Here is a 19,077-nt window from a genome sequence, read left to right on the forward strand (position 1 = left end):
AACGGCACGACGCTGAGCTACACCGTCGACGGCGTGACCGCCGGGGTCTGGACCGGCAACCTCTCGCAGGCGTTCCTCGGCGGATCGCCGTTCGCCTACTTCGGATTCACCGGAGCCACCGGCGGCGGCTCGGCGCAGCAGCAAGTCCGCATCCTCGCCCTCGACGCCACCGCCGAGAACGGGACCATTCTGCACGCGGATCGCAATGGGGCCGCGAACACGCCGCCGACGGTCGCCGCGACCGGCAGCTTCACGATCAATGAGGATACCGCTTCGACGGCGATCGCCATCGGGGCGAGCGATGCCGACGGCGATCTGCTGAGCTACAGCCTGAAGACGGGGTTCACGCCGGCCAAGGGCGCCGTTGCATTCTCCAATGGCAACTTCACCTATACGCCGACCGCCAACGCCAACGGGGCCGACAGCTTCACCATCACGGTCTCGGACGGTCATGGCGGCACGGCGGAGAAGGCGATCTCGGTCAACATCACGCCGGTCAACGATGCCCCGACTGCGGCGGCGACGAAGAGCATCACCGCCTCGGCCGGCACGGCCACCCAGCCGGTTGCCATCGGAGCGAGCGATGTCGACGGCGACAGCCTGAGTTACGCGCTGAAGACGGGCTTCACGCCAGCCAAAGGCGCCGTCGCCTTCTCGAACGGGAGCTTCACCTACACGGCCAACGGCAATGCGAACGGCGCGGACAGCTTCACCATCCTGGTCTCGGACGGCCACGGCGGGACGGCCGAGCAGGTGGTCTCCGTCGGCATCAACCCATCGACGGTGCTCAATCTCGGCGTCGGGCTCGATCCCAACGGCAGCACCACGCACAACACCTCTCAGGACATCTACGTCCTGACGCCGAACACCGGCAACCAGGCCGGCAGCGTGATGTCGGAAACGCGGATCGACCTCAGGAGCGCGTTCTCGATCTCGTTCGAGATCAACGTCGGAGCGAACGACGCCGGCGCCGACGGCATGGCCTTCGTGCTGCATAACTCACCGCTTGGGGCCCAGGCGCTCGGCACCGCGGGCGGCGGCACGGGGCTCGGCGCGCTCGGCATCCAGAACGGCGTCGGCATCGAGTTCGACATCTTCTACAGCTTCTGGACCTACCCCGAGCCGTCCACCGACCACACCAACATCTTCGACACCGACCGGACGACGACCAATCCCGAGGTGACGACGCCGTTCTCCCTCGGCAACATCGAGGACGGCCAATGGCATGACGTCGACGTCATCTGGAACGGCACGACGCTGAGCTACACCGTCGACGGCGTGACCGCCGGGGTCTGGACCGGCAACCTCTCGCAGGCGTTCCTTGGCGGATCGCCGTTCGCCTACTTCGGATTCACCGCCGCCACCGGCGGCGGCTCGGCCCAGCAGCAAGTCCGCATCCTCGCCCTCGACGCCACCGCCGAGAACGGGACTATCCTGCATGCAGACCGCAATGGGGTCGCGAACATCGCACAGACATTCGCAGCACCGGATAGCGTCACGCTCAATGCGACAACCTTGGCGACCTCCACCCCGGACTCTAGCGATCATCGCATGGCAGGCGGCGCCGACCACCACACCCTCTCCGCCGGTTGGGGAAACGACACGTTCATCTTCAACCCGGGCTTCGGCAACGATGCCAGCGCACACTTCGGCGACACGGGCGGTGTCAGAGACATCTTCCACGTCGCGACGTCGGCGTTTGCGGATTTTGCGGCCGTGCAGCAGGCGACGGCTCAGGTTGGACACGACATCGTCATCGCCGCAACAGCATTCGATAACCTGACCGTGAAGAACAAGACGGTCGCGACGCACGGGCCGAACGATTTCCACTTGATCTGAACTTTGAGTCCCGGTTCGCGCCGCGATCCAGGACAGCGTGTGTAGCGATGAAATCGAACGCTCTTTCTCCGGCTCTAGCCAGCGCCCTTGCCCAGCTCAAGGGTGTGTTCTGGACCATCGTCCTCTTGTCGGGCGTGATCAATCTGCTGGCGTTGACCGGCGCGTTCTACATGCTGCAGGTCTACAACCGCGTTCTTGCGAGCGGGAGCGTTCCCACGCTTCTGGCGCTCTCCGCCCTCGCCTTGGGCCTCTTCGTTGTCCAGGGCGTTCTCGATATCATCCGAGGACAACTCCTGGTGCGAATTGCCGGCCGCGTCGACCGGCGGCTTACGGTACCGGCGCATTCCGCTGCTATCCGGATGCCGCTCTACGGGCGATCAACGAGCGAGTCGCTCCAGCCGCTGCGCGACGTCGAGGCCATTCGCAGCTTCGTCGGGGGCCAGAGTCTCGTCGCCCTCATCGACCTACCCTGGTTCCCGCTCTATCTTGGTTTCGTGTTTCTGCTGCATGTCTCGCTCGGCTGGCTGGCGACCTTCGGTGCCGTTGTCCTGATCGGTCTGACGGTGCTGACCGAATGGTTGACGCGTGACTTGGGCAAGAGCGTCTCGAGCGCGGCCGTGAGCCGTCTCGCGATCGCCGAGGCGAACGTCAGAAACGCCGAAGTGCTGCGCGCCATGGGGTTCGGCCGCCGGGCGCTCGACCGGTTCGAAGCGGCCAACGCCGCCTACCTCGCGCCGTACATGAGCCTGAGCGACACCCTTGGGGTTCTGGGAAGCATCTCAAAAATTCTACGCATGATCCTGCAATCGGCAATCCTCGGACTCGGCGCTTACCTGGTGCTGGCGGGCGAGGTGACCGCGGGGGCCATCATCGCCGCGTCCATCGCGTCCGCGCGCGCGCTGGCTCCGATCGAGCTTGCGATCGCGAACTGGAAGGTCTTCGCGGCCGCCCGCCAAAGCCATGCCCGGCTCGGGGCTGCAATCGCTGCCGTTCCGACACCCAAATACGAACCGTTGCCGTTGCCCCCTCCCACCGAGCAGCTCTCCCTTGACGCGGTGACAGTTCCGGTTCCCGGAACGCAGCATATCGTCCTCAACAACATCAGCTTTGCCCTCCGCGCCGGCCAAGGCGTCGGGATCATCGGGCCGAGCGCTGCCGGCAAGTCGACGCTCGCCCGGGCCATGATCGGCGTGTGGCCGCTTGCGCGCGGCGCCGTGCGCCTCGATGGGGCAGCGCTCGACCGCTGGTCGGAGGAGGCGCTCGGCCGACACGTCGGCTATCTGCCGCAGGACGTCGAGCTGTTCGCCGGCACGATCGCCGAAAACATCGCTCGTTTCGAAGCAAATGGCGACCCGGGCGCCGTGATCGCCGCCGCCAAGGCCGCGCAGGTGCACGACATGATCCTCGGCCTGTCGGAGGGCTACGAAACACCTATTGGAGATCGCGGCAGCTTCCTCTCGGCGGGCCAGCGGCAGCGCATTGCGCTGGCCCGGGCGCTCTACGGTACGCCGTTTCTGGTCGTTCTCGACGAACCGAACTCGAACCTCGACGCTGACGGCGAGGCGGCGCTCGTCCAAGCCATCGAGAACGTGAGGGCGCGCGGCGGAATCGTCGCCGTTGTCGCGCACCGGCCGAGCGTGCTTGCCGCCGTCGATATGGTGGCCGTGATCGGTGGCGGGATGCTCACCGCGTTCGGTCCTCGCGACGACGTGCTGCGTCGCGCGGTGAAGACGCCGGTTGCGGCAGCGCCGGTCGCGACGCTGTCTCTCGTCAGCGACAACAGCTCATGAGTGAGAGAGTGTGATGGCTGACGTCATCAGGGAGAGAGCCATACTTCCCGAACCCAGCCTGCGCCCCCTCGTCCTGGCAGGCCTCGCAACCGTGGCGCTTCTGTTCGTGGGTTTCGGCGGCTGGGCGGCAACTGCCAAGCTTTCAGGCGCGATCATCGCGCCGGGCACCGTCGTGGTCGAGACGAGCGTCAAGAAGGTGCAGCATCCGAATGGCGGTATCGTCGGGGCCATCCTGGTCAAAGAAGGCCAGAAGGTGATGGCCGGCGATCCGCTCATCCTGTTGGATGACACGATTACCCGCGCCAACCTGCAAATCATCAACCGGCAACTCTATGAGCTTTTGATGCGCGGGGACCGTCTCGAGCTTGAGCTGACACTCGGACCCGACCTGAGCGCGCAGAAGGCGTTCAAATTCCCAGTCTCCCTCTCCGAGCGCGCCGAAGATCCTTACATCCAATCGCTGTTTGCGACCGAAACGATCGCGTACGAAGCTCGCCGCGCGACATGCAGCAGCCAGAAGTCGCAGTTCGACGAACGCATCGCACAACAGCGGGAGGAGGTTTCCGGTCTCACGGATCAACTCAAGGCCAACGCCAAGGAACTGGAATTCATCGGCGAGGAGATCAAGGGCCTCGAACAGTTGGAGACGAAACAGCTCGTGACCACGACAAAAATGGTGGAGCGCAGGCGCGAGGCGGCCCGCCTTACTGGAGATCAGAGCCGGTTGCGCGCTTCAGCGGCCCAGGCCAAGGGCAAGGCCGCGGAAATCGAGCTGCAGAAATTGAGTCATTTCCAGCAGCAACGGCAGGATATCGTCCAGGAACGGCGCGAAGTCCATGCCAAGCAGGTGGAGTTGCAGGAACGCCAGATTGCCGCCGAAGACCAGTTGAAGCGAACGGATCTGCGCTCTCCGCAAACGGGCGTCGTGCATGAGCTCGCGGTGCACACCGTGGGCGGCGTGATCGAGGCGGGTGAGCCGGTCATGCTCATCGTCCCCGACAACGATGAGCTCAGTGTCGAGCTGCATCTCCGTCCTAACGATATCGATCAGATCTCTATCGGGCAGAAGAGCACCTTGCGTTTCACCGCCCTCAACCAGGCAACGACACCGGAAATTCTTGGGACTGTCACACGCCTTGGCGCCGACCTCACGCACGAGACTTCGTCCGGACAGAGTTATTTCGTAGCGCGCGTCGGCGTCGATGCCGGCGAGCTCAAGAAGCTCAACGGGTCGAAGCTCGTGCCGGGAATGCCGGTCGAAGCCTACATCGAGACCGGCCAGCGAACAGCGCTCTCCTACCTCATGAAGCCGTTCTCCGATCAATGGGGGCGCGCATTTCGGGAGAAATGAGCCCATCGGCGGGTCCCGTGCGTTGGTCGAGATGTCGCCGCAAACCGGGTGGCGCACCCGTGTAGGGGGACCGGGCCGGAGCGGCAGAAGCCCAACGTTCTCAGTGCGGCATTCATTGTCCAGCCGCTCGTTCGTGCTACATTCGCGGCCCTAGACCAAGATGAGGTTCGCGATGAATCTGCTCGCTCATCTCATTGCGCGGCTCGTTGCCGTGGTTTTGCTCTGCCTGATCGGTGCCATTGGCTGGGTCATGGTCGACGCGCACAGGACCATCGAACGCGAGACCGCGGCATCGGCAGATCGGGTGGGGCGGCATCTCGAGGCCCTCTTTTGGCAGAAGCTCGTTTGGCGCGGCGGCATGAGCAAGGACACACTTTTGCCGATGCCGGATTGGGAGACGCTATCGACGCTCACGGTTATCGCGCCCGGCGTCTGCGTCTCCTATGCTCCGCCCGGAAGCGAACCGCACCAGCTCTGCAGCCAGACTGAAGGCCTCGGTCCGGTGCCGCCCTCCTGGTTCGCTTACGTTTACACCTCCTTGCTCGGCGCCCACGAACCGGTCGTTCGCGCGCTGTCGCTGCGCGACAAGAGCGGGGGCACCTACATTACCGTTGCCGAACCAGACGCCGCCCTTCGCCAGTCCTGGGGCCGGGTCTCTGTGATTGCCGCGGTCGCGAGTACGCTGGCCACCGGCATTGCCATTCTGGCCGTCCTCATGATCGGGCACACGCTCAAACCAGCGGGTACGATCATTCAAGGTTTGAAAGAACTGCAGAAGGCGAACAATGCATTTCGTCTGCCGCGGTTCCGCGCGACCGAGTTCGATCGCATCGCCTACGCTGTCAACGATCTCGCAGACGACCTTTCCCGGACCAACGCCGCGCGTGCGGCGTTGACGACGCGATTGATGCAGGTTCAGGAGGACGAGCGACGCGCCCTTGCCCGCGACCTGCACGACGAGTTCGGACAAAGCTTGACGGCAACTGTCGCGCTTGCGGCTCTCATCGAGAGCAGTGCAGCAAGCGGGCAGGAGGACATTGCGGAGGATGCCCGCAAGATCGCCGCAGTTCAGAAGAGCATGATGGAAACGCTGCGCTCAACGCTCGTGCGCTTAAGGTCGCAGAGCATCGACGAGATCGGACTCGAAGGCAGCCTTCGTCAGCTTGTTTCCGACTACAATATGCAATCGGCGTCTCAGACCTCGTTCCGGTTGAACGCCGTTGGCCCATTCGAGGCCGTGCCGAAGCAGGTGGCGATCGATATCTATCGCATCGCCCAGGAATGCCTGACAAACGCCGTGAAGCACGGCACGCCGACGGTGGTTCGTCTCAAGGTCGAATATCTGGCGCATGACAGCCGGGCGATTGCACTCTCCGTCGAGGATGACGGTGGCGGGGATGCTCGACGCATCAAGAGAGACGGCGGGCACGGGTTGCTCGGAATAGGAGAGCGGATCGCCGCGCTCGGTGGCAAGCTGTCGATCGGCAATGCCGCGTCCGGCATCCGCGTCGCGGCCGTCATTCCCATTTTCGGTTTGAATGACGCTGGCGTCGATCCGGTCCCCGCATGACCAGCGTGACGAGTCTGCTCGTCGAAGCAGGGCTCGTGCAGATCAACGATGTGAAGATCGCGCTGTCTCAGGATTGAGCCTCACTCGCAGGCGAGCGCTTTCGAGCGATCGGGCATATTGCCCGGCTTTTTCGGGCTTCGTGCTCTCCTTAGGCTTCCCTACGCCGCCTAATGTTCTCCAGCCCGCCACGTGCGGAGCGAGAGCGACATATAGGTGGTCAGGAATGCTGGATATCGTTGAAAGGAATTCGATCAAGGGCGCCACCGTGCGTGCGGATAGACGCCTGATCGAGGCTGCCGACCCCGTGCTGTCATGGATGATCTTTGCGGGCGCGAACCTGCTCACCTTCGTGCTGTTGTGGTTCTACGGCTTGGCGGATAAGGCACTGACCTCCGATCCGACGCACATCACCCATTTCATCATTCTCATCTACGTCGCCACGTCCTTACACTGCCTGTGGCGGTGCCTGGCGATCTCGCGCGAAGCGGACGCGGGGAAATGGCTCGCGGCGTCCATTTCCGAAGCAGGCGAGAAGCGCCGTCGCATCCTCGAAATCGCGCGAGACGCCGAACCCGGAAGCGGAGACCTGAACGGCGGCCTCGTGGCCGACCACATCCGCAACCTCGTGACGACCTCGAAGCTGAGCGATCAAGATCGGAAGTTCGATCAAACGCTTCTGCTGCGTGTTCTGGCCGAGCGACTGAGCGGCCCCAACGCCTTTGGCCCATTTGCCGGCGACCTCGTCATGAAGCTGGGACTCTTCGGCACGATTGTCGGCTTCATCATGATGCTCGCGCCGATCGCCGGCCTCAATGCCGATGATCAAGCAGCGATCAAATTGGCGATGCCGCTCATGAGCGAGGGCATGGCTGTCGCCATGTACACGACGCTTGCGGGGCTCGTCGGGTCGATCCTTATCAAAATCCAATACCAGTTCGTCGAAGCCGCGACCTCCAAGCTCTTCACATCCGCCGTCGCCTTGACGGAAGTCCACGTCGTCCCCGTCCTCGATCGGAAGACAGGTGGGGCGCGATGATCGGCGATTTCAGCCTGCGCTCGAGCGAGCCGCCGTTCGATCCGCTAAGCGTCGTGTTGTTCAAGGCGCTTCAGGTCATGGCCTTCCTGTTCCTGATCGCCTTCCTCGCCATCTCGCAGCAGAAGGATTCGGGCAAGATCGACAGCAAGGCGGAGTTCTTCATCTCGATGACCTGGCCTGACAATCATCCCGACGATTTCGATCTCATGGTGCAAGATCCTACCGGCAATATCGTTTGGTATCGCCGGCGCGACATCGGCTTTATGTCCCTCGAACGCGACAATCGCGGCGGCGCCAACGACTTCATGTTGGTCGGTGGCGAGAAGGTCCGGTCATCGGCCCGCCAGGAGCTGGTCAGCCTCCGGGGCATCGTTGCGGGCGAATACACCGTCAACGTCTATCACTTTACCGCTCAAACCGGCGCCCCGGTGCCTGTCACGGTGACGATCGAGAAGCTGAACCCACGCGTCACCGTGGTCGCCAAGGAAACGCTCGAAATGGGCCAATCGAACTCAGAAAAGACGGCAGCGCGCTTCACGCTCGACGCCAAGGGCGAGGTCGTGGGCACCAGCCGTGTCGACCGATCGATCCTGCAGACATTTTTCGATCCCAGCCTAAACGGCGCCTCTCTGTCCCAATACGGCGGCAAGCAATGACGGTTCAAATGCATGTCCTGTTTCTCACCATCGCCTATGCTGCGCTTGCATCGGTGTTGCTGATTGTCCTTGCGCGCGTGGCCCTTCGGCGCGACGTCAAGATCGCCGTCATCGCCGCCATGGGGGTTTTCAACGTCGCTGTCTTCTTCTGGTCCCAGAGCCTGCTCGGGTGGTCGGCGGCGACGGCGATGCCGGAGCGCTTCCAGGTGTTGTGGACTCGCATTCTCGAGCCGAATGCGTCGAAACAGTTTCCGGGCGAAATCCATCTCTGGGTGGAGGCGCTTGACGAGCGCAACATTCCGAGCGGCGAGCCGCGCGCCTACGTGGTGCCCTATTCCGTGGCGCTTGCGCAAAAGACGGCAGAGGCCCAATCGGAAATCAAGAAGGGCAACGCACAGGGCGGCAAGGCTGGCGCTGTCGACCTCGCTCCGAATGTCGGATTGAGTGCAACGGACGGCCTCATGACGGGCGTCAATATCAGAATGGTCTCGCAGGGTGCCGTGCCAGGTGGCGATCCATCGGGTGGCGGCATTCTCGATCCGTCGTCTCTGGGCGGGCAAACGAAATCGATCGATCTCATTCCGCTGCCAAAGCCGTTGCTGCCGCCGAAGGACCTCCCTGAATTCTGAGCCGTCGCAAGCGTGACAAACGGATCGAACCGAAGAACGGCCGGGTCAATTTCCGAGGCCGCCGTGTGCGAACCGGTCTCCGCTCTGATTCCGTGCCCCTCCCGATCAACGGTCGGAGCTGCAGTGATCACCACTGCTTGGTGAGCGAGAGGCGGAACGACCGCGGCTCCAGCGGATGGAAGTGGATGTCGTCGACGGGGCCGGCCTCGGAAGCCAGCTGCGAGGCGTAATAGTAGTCGATCTGGCTCGCGGTCTCGTCGAACAGGTTATAGCCGTCGAGCCGCGCGATCAGCCCGTCGTCGAACCGGTAGCCGATCCGTCCCGATACCGGTGTGCTCGAGCCTGAGCGCACGCTGTTGTCTTCGATTAGCGGTCGGGCACCGAAGTAGCGCACGGTTAGGCCGCCGAACCATCCGCCGAGGTTGTCGAATGTGAGCCCCGCGCCGACGACGCCTTCGATTGCGCCGGGAATGCGGCGTCCCGGCGCACCCGGATCGTCTTCGAGAAAGCGAGCATGGGTGTAGGCGGCATCGAGATCGAGGCTCAACCAAGGCGCGATCCGCGCCTGCAGCGTGTATTCGGCACCGATCCGGCGGCTCGGTCGGCTGGCTTCCGTCGTTCCGGCATCGCCAACGAACACGATCTCGGAATCAAAATCGAGAATGAAAGCCGAGAGCGTGCTGGTCAGGACCGCGTTGGGCTGCGTGCGCACGCCGATCTCGGCCCCTTCCGATCGGACCAGGAACGGCACCCGCGTTGCGGGATCGCCGGTCACCGGATCGACTGTCGTTGCCGTGCCGCGCGCGTCGTTGCTGTGAAAACCGGTGCCGGCATTGGCGTAGAACTCGGTGTGGTTCCACGGGCCGAGCACGAGGCCGAGCTTGGGGCTCACGATGGCATCCACGTCGTCGCCGGAGTTGGCGGCGAGATCGCTGGAGATGTCCGCGGCATAGAGATCCGCGCGCAGCCCGGCTGTCGTGCGCAGCCATGATGTCCAGGCGAGCGTGCTCTCGCCGTACACGCCGACACTTGCTTCCCGCACGCTGTCCTCGCGCACTGTCGAGAGGGTGAAACGGTCCCGGGTATTGAACAGGCCGACATCGATGTCGTCGTAACGCGTCTGCACGCCGAATGCCGTTGCGCTCTTGAACGCACCGAGCGCCGTTCCAAAGAACGTTTTGCTGGCGCTGAAGCCAGCCATCAGCCGGTCGTCGTTCTGGCGGAACTGATCCCCGTTGACGGGGTCGTTCATGAAATAGGTGAAGTTGTTGAAGAGGGCGAGATCGCTATTCACCACGTAGGCATTGAGCCGTGTTGCGCTCTCGGCGGTGGTTTCGTGCCAGCGTGCGGAAAGGCTGTAACGGTGCGAGCTGCCGCCATCGGTCGGATCAAGCGTGCCGTAGCGGCCGATCAGCCCGCTCTCGACTGCGCGCAGCGGAATTTGATCCGTCGCATACCAATGTCCGGAATAGGCCATGGCGGTGAGCGCGAAGCCGTTGTCATAGGTGCCGTTCGAATAGCGCACGACGCCGTTGAGCTTGCGGACGTCGTCCGGCCTGTCCCACGGACCGTCGAATTTCACGACCTCGCCGGCTATCAGCAGCGTGCCGTCGAGGCCGACGCGTTCGGAGACGCCCGCGACGGCACGGCGATGGCCGAAGCTGCCGACTTCGACCTGCCCAAAGTTCTTGTCGAGCTTGTCGGCCACGTCCAGATGGATAGCGCCGGCGGAAGAGAAATCACCTTCGGAAGCGAAGTAGGGACCCTTACGGAATGCGAGGCCGCGCAGGATCTCGGGGATCATGAAGCTGGTGTCGGCATAACCCTGGCCGTGGCCGTGCGTGCGCATGTTGACCGGCATGCCGTCGATCGAGATGGCGAGGTCGGTGCCATGATCCAGGTTGAAGCCGCGCAGGAAGTACTGATTGGCCTTGCCCTCGCCGCTGTGCTGCGTGACCACAAGGCCCGGAACCGCCTCCAGCACCTCACCGGTGCGATAGACGGGTTGCAACTGAAGTTCGCTAGCGGTGACGACACCCTGGCTCGCGGACTGCGCCGTTCCGATGTCGCCGGCGCGCGCGTCGAGCGCATCGACTGCTGTGAAAGGGGAGGGATTGCTCGACGGTGCATCGTGATTTGTCGAGGTTGTCTTGGGTGCCGCGGCCTTCGGCTTCTCGGGCTTGGGCGGCGCGGTCGTTACCGTGATGGTCGGAAGCTGCTGTGCCTCCCGGGCATAGACTCCATCGCCCATTGCCGCACAAGAAACAGCCGACACAACGAGTAGATTTATGCGCATGAACACGCCTCCGCAATCAGGGTATGCCAGCTAGCCAATGGCCAAGTAACGCTGCGATACTTCCGGATCGTCGAGGTCTTTGGGACTGACTTCGGCAATGGCCACGCCCTTGTCCATCACGACGCAGCGATCCGCCACGGCCTGAATGAGCCCAAGGTTCTGCTCGACGATGACGATCGTCAGGCTCTGCTCGTCGCGCAGGCGGCGGATTGTTCTCCCAATCTCCTGCACGATGTTTGGCTGTATCCCCTCAGACGGCTCATCGAGAAGCATGATGCCGGGCGAGCCGACGAGTATGCGCGCGATGGCGAGTTGCTGCTGCTCTCCGCCGCTCATTGAGCCCGCCTGCTGCGTCAGGCGTTTGCTCAAGATGGGAAAGAAGGAAAAGACGCGATCGAAGTGCGCCGCGGTTGCATTGCCGACACCGATACCAAGCTTCAGATTGCCCTCGACGGTCAGCTTCGTGAATATGCCGCGACCTTGCGGTACGTAGCCAATTCCGAGGCGCGCGCGGGCGGACGGCGAGAGTCCATTTATGTTCTTGGAAAGAAACTCGATCGTGCCGCCCGACGTCTTGACGTTGCCGATGATGCTTTTCATCAGCGTCGTCTTGCCCACGCCGTTGCGTCCGATGACGGCCACGATTTCTCCCTCTTGGACATCCATGGAGAAATCGTTGATGATCCGAACACCGCCGTAACCCGAGCGGAGCGATTTTATTCGTAATTTCGACATCCCGGGTCTCCTGCTACGCCGCGCCAAGATAGATGCGACGCACATCGTCGTTGTCGGCGATTTCGTCGAAGCTTCCCTGGGCAAACAGCTTGCCGTAGTGCAGCACGCTCACACGCCCATTGAGGCTGCGTATGAAGTCCATGTCGTGCTCGATCACAACCACAGTGACGCCGCGCTGATTCACGTCGTGAATGATGTCCTCAACCAGACGCGTCTCATCGACAGAGAGCCCGGCCGTCGGTTCATCCAGGAGTACGATCTGAGGATTGCTCGCAAGGGACATGGCGATCGCAACTCGTTGCTGTTCACCGTGCGAAAGATGACGCATCAATCGGTCTTCTGAGCCGCGGAGGTGAATGCGAGTCAGTAGCGCCCTCGTGTGCTCAGGTATTTCGTCATAGCGCCGATTGCGACGTAGCGCTGTGAAGAGGTTCTGTCCGACAGTCAGCTCGCCGAACAGGCGCAGGTTCTGAAATTTGACGGACAATCCTGCCCGCACGCGTTGAAACGCCGGGAAACGCGTAATGTCCGATCCGTTGTAGATGATGCGGCCCGATGTCGGGCGCTCGGTGCCGATCAGCGTCTTGAAGAACGTGCTCTTGCCGGCGCCATTTGGACCCAGAACGCAATGAACTTCGCCGCGCTTCACGCTCAACGACAGGCCGTCGAGCGCATGGATGCCGCCGTAGTACTTGCGCACATCGCTTACCTCGAGAATGACGTCGTCTTCGCTCCCGGGGAGAGTGAATGAATTCGTCATGTGGCGCGCTCCTTCAGCGACATGGCTGGCTGCTGTGCGATGCGCTTTACCAATTTACCGATCCAGGCGCCGACCTGCGCGACGATGCCATCAGGCGCGAGCAGCATCGCTCCGACAAGGATGAGACCTTGGATAAAGAGGGAGACCTCGCCGTAGGATGCGAGCAGTTGCCCGATCCAGCCCAACGCAAGTGTCGCGATCACCACCGACGTGAGATCCTTGCGCCCACCCACGACGACCCAAATCACAACGAGAATGTTTGGCGCGACGCTGAAGCCATCCGGGTGGATGTAAGCGCCCCAGGCGGTATAAAGCGCGCCCGACAGCCCTGCGATTCCTGCGGAGAGACAGAAAACGCCGAGCTGAATGAGACGGATGTCGTAGCCGAGGGTTTCGGTGCGATCGAGATCTTCCCGGCACGCGCCAAGGACGTAGCCGAAGCTCGAGTTCACAAGCGCGCGCAGTCCCAGATAGACGGCGACCGTGATGGCGAGGATCAGCCAGTAGAAGTCTGCTGTTCGTCCATCGAAGGCGATGGCAAAATCTCCGAAGCCGAACGTGAGCGCAGGCACGCCAGGATCGCCCGCGCCTGCGGGCTTAAGCCCGTTCATGCCGCCGAGCGCCGCCTTTCCGATCGTGTAGAACGGATCGGCCGTCTGGCGCATGAACAGACCGAGCAGCAGAGAGACAACCAATGTCAATATCGCGACGTAGACACCTTGGAGCCGGCTGTAAAACATCATCAAGCCGAGGGCGGCCGCGAAAACCACGGGGACAGCAATGCCGGCGACCAGCGCCAGGTGCGTGTTCCCGCTCCATTCGATCAAATTGATTCCGACGATGCCGAATGCGTACCCGCCGATGCAGTAGAACGACGCTTGGCCGAGGCTCAGGATTCCGCCGTAGCCCCAGATCAGGCATAGACTCATCGCGAGAATGGATGAGATGAGCATGTTGCTCATATTCATCACCTGGTACCGCGACGCGAGGTATGGAAGCGCAATCAGAAGCGCCACTCCGAGGATCAGGAACCCCCAGAAGAAAGGGCTATTGCCGAGCGTCTGTGGGCCGTTCAACTTGCGCAGGGTGCGCCAGAGAACGTTCATTTCTCCGTTCATTGATCACCTCTGCATTGCGCGAACGCGGCGGCGCTCGACGAAGTCGGAAATTCCCGCCGGCATGACGAGCAGCACGACGAGCGCGGCAGCCATGATCGAGATGTATCCGACGTACTGGTTGAAGATGTTCACCGCGAGCGTCTGAACGCCCGCCAGGTACGCAACGGCGAAGACGAGGCCTGCAATCGCGTTCGCTCCTCCACCGATCACAACGGTGATGAACGCCATCGGCGTGTAGGCTTGGCCGAAGAACGGAGACACGGCAGCCGTCATGGCGAACATGGCGCCGGCGATGCCGCCCATGGCACTGCCAAGTCCGAATGTCAGCGTGTAGATGCGGCGCGTATCGATACCGAGGGCTTGCGCCATGGAAGGATTTTCAATGGCGGCCTGCGCCCTGATGCCGAACATCGAAAAGCGGAAAAGCGCCCACACGCCAACGATGAGGCAAAACGCGACGGCGAAAAGCACCATTCGATAGATGCCGAACGAGAATTCTCCGACGCTGAAGCTGCCGAACGGCGTCGGAATATTCATCGCGGACGGCCCGAAGGCCATGAGCATGCCCTGAGAGATAATGAGGCTCAGGCCCCACGTTACAACCAGGGATGACAAAAGCTGATTGTAGAAATGCCGGACAATCAATCGTTCGATCGCTATTCCGACGAGGCCCGTCACGATCCCTGCAAGGACAATGGCGAATGGAACCGGAATGCCAGCATAGTAGGCGTACGTCGCAACGTACGCCCCAATCATCATGAGTTCGCCATGGGCCATGTTGATCACGCCCATCATTCCGAAAATCAGAATGAGCCCCACCGCCGACAAGGCGAGGAAGGCTGCATTGTCAAAGTACTGATATGCGAAACTGACGACCTGTCCGAATTCCATGCTTTCCAACTCCGCCCAGATTGGCAAAGGATGCCGAGCCAAATTCGCGACCCGGCATCCTTTGGGGGTTACTTGAAGAACTTCGCCCAGGCCGGATTGTCCGGCGGCAGGAATTGACGGCCGGGAGCGGACTTGGTCATGTCGACGCCAACGTCTTTGAGGAACGTCGGCTCGGTGACGCCGAACTCCGTGAGCAATTCGAGCGAGTGGTCGTCCTTCACTTTGAACAGATAGCTCGGCATTGCCGCATGATGCTGACCGCCGCGCAGGGTCCAGGGGCCACCCGGCGCATCGGGGATCGAGATATCGCCCTGGAGCGCGTCGACGACCTTCTCGGTGTCCACGGTGCCGGCTTTCGCCCATGCTTGGGCCATTGCCTTGACGGCGACGTAGCCGAAGGCCGCGTGCTCGTTCACGTAAGGGACGTCCGGGAACATGGCGCGGATTTTGGCGGCGAATGCCTTGCTGGACTCACCCGGAACGTCCTCGATGTATCCCGGCGGGACGTACATGTTGGCGAGTGCGGGCGGCGCGAAGCGCTTGTGCTCGTATCCGTCAGAGATGGTAACGTTCGACCACATCGGCGTGCTCAATCCCGAGGCCTGGGCCTGCGGATAGAACTGCGCGTGGTCAGCGCCAACGAGGCAGTGAACCTGGAAATCCGGCTTCACGCCCTTGATCTTGTCGATCGTTGCCTGCCATTGAGAGACACCGAACGGAAAATACTCTTCCAACTCGATCTTGCCGCCATTGAGCTCGGCGGCGACGCGCACCCACTGCCCGATCGCGCGGCAGAAATTGTAGTCCGCGCCGATAAATGTCATTCGCGGGCCGATCTTCTCGATCATGTACTTGATGGCCGGCAGCACCTGCTGCTCGGGCGTCACGCCGGAGAAGAAGGAGTAGCGATCGGCGATACCACCTTCGCCCTGGTTGTTGTGCCAGTAGATGACCTTGTTGCGCACAACCTCCTGGCGGGCCGCTTCGCGCTCGGCGCCAGTGTAGCCCGCCATGACAGTGTTCGCCTCGTCCTCGAACACGCAACGTTGCGCGAGCTGCTGGTAGCGCGTGACGTTCGATTGCCCGTCATAGGAGACGAGCTTGACCTTCTTCTTCTTGCCATCGACCTCGATGCCGCCGGCGTCGTTGATCTCCTTGACCGCAAGCTTGTAGCCGTACGTCTTTGGCGTCGACATGATGGAGAAATCTCCGGACAAGTCGTCGATCGTGCAGAGTACGATCTCGTCTTTCGCATGCGCTTGCTCGGACGCAAGCAGCGAACCGGTGCCAAGCAGCAAAGCGGCGAATAACGGCGCTTTCCCGTATTTCCAGGCTGTGGAATTCATCGCGGGTTTTATCCTAATCAAGGTGTTCGGATTGCCGGCCCTTTGCCGGCTGCCGAATAATCATATTGTGATTAGGCACTCAGACTATTTACCCGTTTGGGGAGATCAGCGCGTGGAGCGCTTATGGATTGGGCATTCAGCATTCTGAATGACCGCCATTCGATCAGGTTTACCCATGTCCGCAAGTTTGCATGCCGTTTGGGGTGGCGCGCTTCAAGAAGCGAACCAACCTCTGTCGTCACGGGGGCTCTGCGTCAATGCGTCCCTAGCTGGATGAGGCGATCCAGACTCAGCATTTGCGAATAAGCTTCGCAGGCTTTCCGGCGATGTGTGGGCGGACGACTCCCCACGCTCTTTGAACGGCTTCGTGGCAATGCCATGCTTCTTTCGCGAGAATTCGGCTCGTCAACATGTTGCCGACACGGCTCGCACCTGCGGACGTCAGACCGTGATCCGCTAGCGCCGCCTCGACTTCGGCTTCGATGCCATGAGGCAAGGCGGCGTCGTAGCACACGACGGTTGCCACATGGTGCGCGCCTTGCCAAAGCGTTTTCAATGCACGAGCTTCATCGCGATCAAGCGCGACGATGCGATCGACAAACCTGGTTTGGCCATCAATGCGCACGGAAAACTCCGACTGGAGTTGGTCGAAGGCGAAGATCTCGCCCGCGCCGTAATGAATGCGTCCCGCGGACAACATGTCGACTGCGAACAACCGCGAGCTCGATGCAATGTCGATTTCGGTGCGCCGTTCGACGCGTGATTGCGCGAAGGGTATGGATTCGTCGGGATAGTACTCAAGCAGCGCTTCCGGTCCGACGTGAAGACGCACCAGTTCCCGGGAGATGGCCTTTCCCGGGCACTTGTAGAACTTGCTCGCCGCTGTCGTCGTGATCACGGCACGCGTGCCTGGCTCCATCCGAGCGTGCAGCTCCGCGACGTCGCCCTCCACAAATCCACCGCCGGCGTTTATCAGCAGCAGAAACGGCTGATCGTCGTTGTCCTGGTAGTGCGTACCTTGCCACTGATAGGGAATGCGCCAATTGCTTGGATCGATCTCCGTGCGACCCTTGCGCTTGACGATGTTGAGGTTCATCAGGGCGTGCTTACCGATGGGCCATGATGGGTCCGGCTTTACCGGGCCGTCGATCGCGTTTCCGTCAAGCATGTTCCACCATCATCACATCGCGTTCGATCCAAGACACGACCTGCTCGAGGCCGATTCCGCTTTTCATGTCGGAAAAGATGTAAGGCCGGTTGCCGCGCATGCGCTTTGAATCGCGATCCATGACCTCGAGGCTGGATCCGACATATGGCGCAATGTCGATCTTGTTGATCAGCAGCAGCGGAGATTGCACGATGCCGGGCCCGCCCTTGCGCGGGATTCTTTCGCCCTGGCCGACGTCGATGACGTAGATGTGGCTGTCGGCAAGCTCCGGGCTGAAGGTCGCGGCAAGATTGTCGCCACCGCTTTCAATGAAGATGATGTCGAGATCCGGAAACGTTTCCGCGAGCTCGTGGCAGGCGAGAAGATTCATCGAGACGTCTTCCCGGATGGCGGTATGCGGGCATCCGCCGGTCTCGACGCCGACGATCCGCGCCGTATCAATGGCGCCGCTACGCGACACGAATTCTGCGTCTTCCTTCGTAAAGATGTCGTTCGTGATCACGGCAACGGAGTATTTCTTCCCCATCGTGCGACAGAGTTGGACAACAAGGTGCGTCTTTCCGGTCCCCACGGGCCCGGCGATGCCAAGACGAATAGGCTTCCTCATTTCGAACCTCCCAGCAAGCTTCCGCAGTCACGAAATGCAAAGGCGGGTCCGTAACCGCTCATGCCGCATCGAGGCGGCATCCAAGGCGGCATTCATCGAGCACATGTGCGCCTCGTCACGCGAGCGCGCTATCTCGGCCGATTGATCGATCAGAGGTGCAGCTTCCTTGAGGATGCGCTGGATGTCGGTTTGCCCGAGCGGCAGAAGCCGTCCGACGACAGAGACGATGTTCGATAGGCTGCTCCAGAGATATGTCTCGATGGTTTGCTGCTCGGTGAAGCCGAGTCCAGCTCCTGCGACCCCATACACGACCGCATGATGCGGGCGCATGCCGAGCGCTTTGAGAGACGTGTCGAGACGGTCGATTTCGGGGATCTTGAACACGTCGCGGCAGGCGGTCAGGAAGGCGGCGCCGGTCTTGGCGGAAGCGTCCCGGGACTCGCGGCCAATTTTCAAAGCCTCGACGAGCTGAACGAGCTTGCCCATCCCATCCATGTTCGAATACAGCGTGCGCCGGAACGCGGCTACGACCGCAATGCCGTCGCCACACGCCACGCCGAACCGCAGCCAGTTGCGGCACCACTGCTCCGCGCTCGCCGGCGAGTGGATGGCGCCCTCGAAGATCAGCGTCTCGAGCCCGTATGAATGACTGAACGATCCTGTTGGAAACGAAGAATTCGAGACCTGAAGCAGCAGCAGAAAACTGTCGCTTCCGTTTGATCGCGTGTTTGGCGTCTTCATGACATCCCCAGTACACCGCAGCCGCGGTGCCGCTTGTGCATCGTCAGCCCGTCTGGCCATGGCCGCGGGAATGGTGATGGTCGGCATCGCTTTGATGATGATGGCTTTGCACGGCACCGAACCGCCTTCCAACGAACGGCCGATTGCAGCGCTCGACCAGCACGCCAAAGCCGCGAAGGATATTGAGCGCCATGGGGTCGTACGGCGTCAGGATCCCGTCGTCCAGAAAGCGGGCCGGCCGGTGCAGGTTGCCGAGCTGATAGCAGGCGACCCACCACATCATGCCATCGCCAGCCGGCTTGACGAAAAGCAGGTCCTCCGCTGCCGCAACGACAACGACCGCGACGCCGTCGTCAAACTCCAGGACGTCGCCGTCGTGCAGCTCGGTTCCGCGCGGCAAGGATACGCGAACCGTTTTCCCGCGCGCGGTGGGCGCTGAAAAATGGGCGCTTGCCCGCTGCGCAGAGGTCAGCGGCAACGGGTCCACCACAACGCCCGTCTCGAGCGCACTCACATTTCCACGGATTGACGTCACGACACTCAT

The 19,077-nt window shown here is 61.8% G+C and carries 17 protein-coding genes; 7 read left to right on the forward strand and 10 right to left on the reverse strand.

What is annotated here, in order from left to right:
* From ACTIFK_RS17080 to ACTIFK_RS17110, 7 genes are all read left to right on the forward strand, one after another.
* The coding region (locus ACTIFK_RS17080) for a lectin-like domain-containing protein (protein WP_439544215.1) at positions 1-1,839 on the forward strand (1,839 nt) is incomplete at its 5' end.
* A 47-nt stretch (positions 1,840-1,886) separates the two neighbouring features.
* Positions 1,887-3,629 carry a type I secretion system permease/ATPase gene (locus tag ACTIFK_RS17085; protein WP_439544216.1) on the forward strand — a complete coding sequence of 581 codons (1,743 nt, stop codon included), beginning with the start codon at positions 1,887-1,889 and terminating at the stop codon, positions 3,627-3,629.
* 13 nt (positions 3,630-3,642) lie between these two features.
* On the forward strand, positions 3,643-4,980 hold the full coding sequence (locus tag ACTIFK_RS17090; RefSeq protein ID WP_439544217.1) for an HlyD family type I secretion periplasmic adaptor subunit: 1,338 nt from the start codon (positions 3,643-3,645) through the stop codon (positions 4,978-4,980).
* A 172-nt stretch (positions 4,981-5,152) separates the two neighbouring features.
* The gene (locus ACTIFK_RS17095; RefSeq protein ID WP_439544218.1) at positions 5,153-6,550 is read left to right on the forward strand and encodes a sensor histidine kinase; all 1,398 of its coding nucleotides are present in this window, start codon (positions 5,153-5,155) and stop codon (positions 6,548-6,550) included.
* A 223-nt stretch (positions 6,551-6,773) separates the two neighbouring features.
* Positions 6,774-7,586: a MotA/TolQ/ExbB proton channel family protein gene (locus tag ACTIFK_RS17100; protein WP_439544219.1), complete on the forward strand. Its 813-nt coding sequence runs from the start codon at positions 6,774-6,776 to the stop codon at positions 7,584-7,586.
* Positions 7,583-8,242 carry a hypothetical protein gene (locus ACTIFK_RS17105; RefSeq protein WP_439544220.1) on the forward strand — a complete coding sequence of 220 codons (660 nt, stop codon included), beginning with the start codon at positions 7,583-7,585 and terminating at the stop codon, positions 8,240-8,242. Before ACTIFK_RS17100 ends, ACTIFK_RS17105 begins: the two co-directional genes overlap by 4 nt.
* Positions 8,239-8,871, forward strand: a complete 633-nt coding sequence (locus tag ACTIFK_RS17110) for a hypothetical protein (protein ID WP_439544221.1) — start codon at positions 8,239-8,241, stop codon at positions 8,869-8,871. The genes ACTIFK_RS17105 and ACTIFK_RS17110 overlap by 4 nt, the downstream gene beginning before the upstream one ends.
* 127 nt (positions 8,872-8,998) lie before the next feature.
* On the opposite strand, the gene ACTIFK_RS17115 is transcribed toward ACTIFK_RS17110, so the two are convergent.
* The 10 genes from ACTIFK_RS17115 to ACTIFK_RS17160 all read right to left on the reverse strand — a co-directional run bounded on the left by ACTIFK_RS17115 (position 8,999) and on the right by ACTIFK_RS17160 (position 19,077).
* Entirely contained in the window at positions 8,999-11,167 is a 2,169-nt protein-coding gene (locus ACTIFK_RS17115; RefSeq protein WP_439544222.1) for a TonB-dependent receptor, read from the reverse strand.
* A gap of 30 nt (positions 11,168-11,197) precedes the next feature.
* Positions 11,198-11,902 (reverse strand): ABC transporter ATP-binding protein, encoded by a 705-nt coding sequence (locus tag ACTIFK_RS17120; protein ID WP_439544223.1) that lies wholly within the window; start codon positions 11,900-11,902, stop codon positions 11,198-11,200.
* A gap of 13 nt (positions 11,903-11,915) precedes the next feature.
* Complete coding sequence (locus tag ACTIFK_RS17125; protein ID WP_439544224.1) at positions 11,916-12,662, reverse strand: ABC transporter ATP-binding protein; 747 nt, start codon at positions 12,660-12,662, stop codon at positions 11,916-11,918.
* A complete protein-coding gene (locus ACTIFK_RS17130) occupies positions 12,659-13,780 on the reverse strand; it encodes a branched-chain amino acid ABC transporter permease (RefSeq protein WP_439544225.1) in 1,122 nt (373 codons plus the stop codon). Before ACTIFK_RS17130 ends, ACTIFK_RS17125 begins: the two co-directional genes overlap by 4 nt.
* Positions 13,781-13,783: 3 nt before the next feature.
* Positions 13,784-14,671, reverse strand: a complete 888-nt coding sequence (locus ACTIFK_RS17135; RefSeq protein ID WP_439544226.1) for an ABC transporter permease subunit — start codon at positions 14,669-14,671, stop codon at positions 13,784-13,786.
* 68 nt (positions 14,672-14,739) lie between these two features.
* Positions 14,740-16,017, reverse strand: coding sequence for an ABC transporter substrate-binding protein (locus ACTIFK_RS17140; RefSeq protein ID WP_439544227.1), 1,278 nt, complete (start codon positions 16,015-16,017; stop codon positions 14,740-14,742).
* A gap of 289 nt (positions 16,018-16,306) precedes the next feature.
* Positions 16,307-17,185, reverse strand: coding sequence for an urease accessory protein UreD (locus ACTIFK_RS17145; RefSeq protein ID WP_439544228.1), 879 nt, complete (start codon positions 17,183-17,185; stop codon positions 16,307-16,309).
* Positions 17,178-17,792, reverse strand: a complete 615-nt coding sequence (gene ureG / locus ACTIFK_RS17150) for an urease accessory protein UreG (protein ID WP_439544229.1) — start codon at positions 17,790-17,792, stop codon at positions 17,178-17,180. Before ureG ends, ACTIFK_RS17145 begins: the two co-directional genes overlap by 8 nt.
* 27 nt (positions 17,793-17,819) lie before the next feature.
* Positions 17,820-18,533 carry an urease accessory protein UreF gene (locus ACTIFK_RS17155; protein WP_439544230.1) on the reverse strand — a complete coding sequence of 238 codons (714 nt, stop codon included), beginning with the start codon at positions 18,531-18,533 and terminating at the stop codon, positions 17,820-17,822.
* A gap of 43 nt (positions 18,534-18,576) precedes the next feature.
* Positions 18,577-19,077: an urease accessory protein UreE gene (locus tag ACTIFK_RS17160; protein WP_439544231.1), complete on the reverse strand. Its 501-nt coding sequence runs from the start codon at positions 19,075-19,077 to the stop codon at positions 18,577-18,579.

It is taken from the genome of Hyphomicrobium sp. (genome assembly GCF_051860585.1).
Taxonomy (GTDB): domain Bacteria; phylum Pseudomonadota; class Alphaproteobacteria; order Rhizobiales; family Hyphomicrobiaceae; genus Hyphomicrobium_C.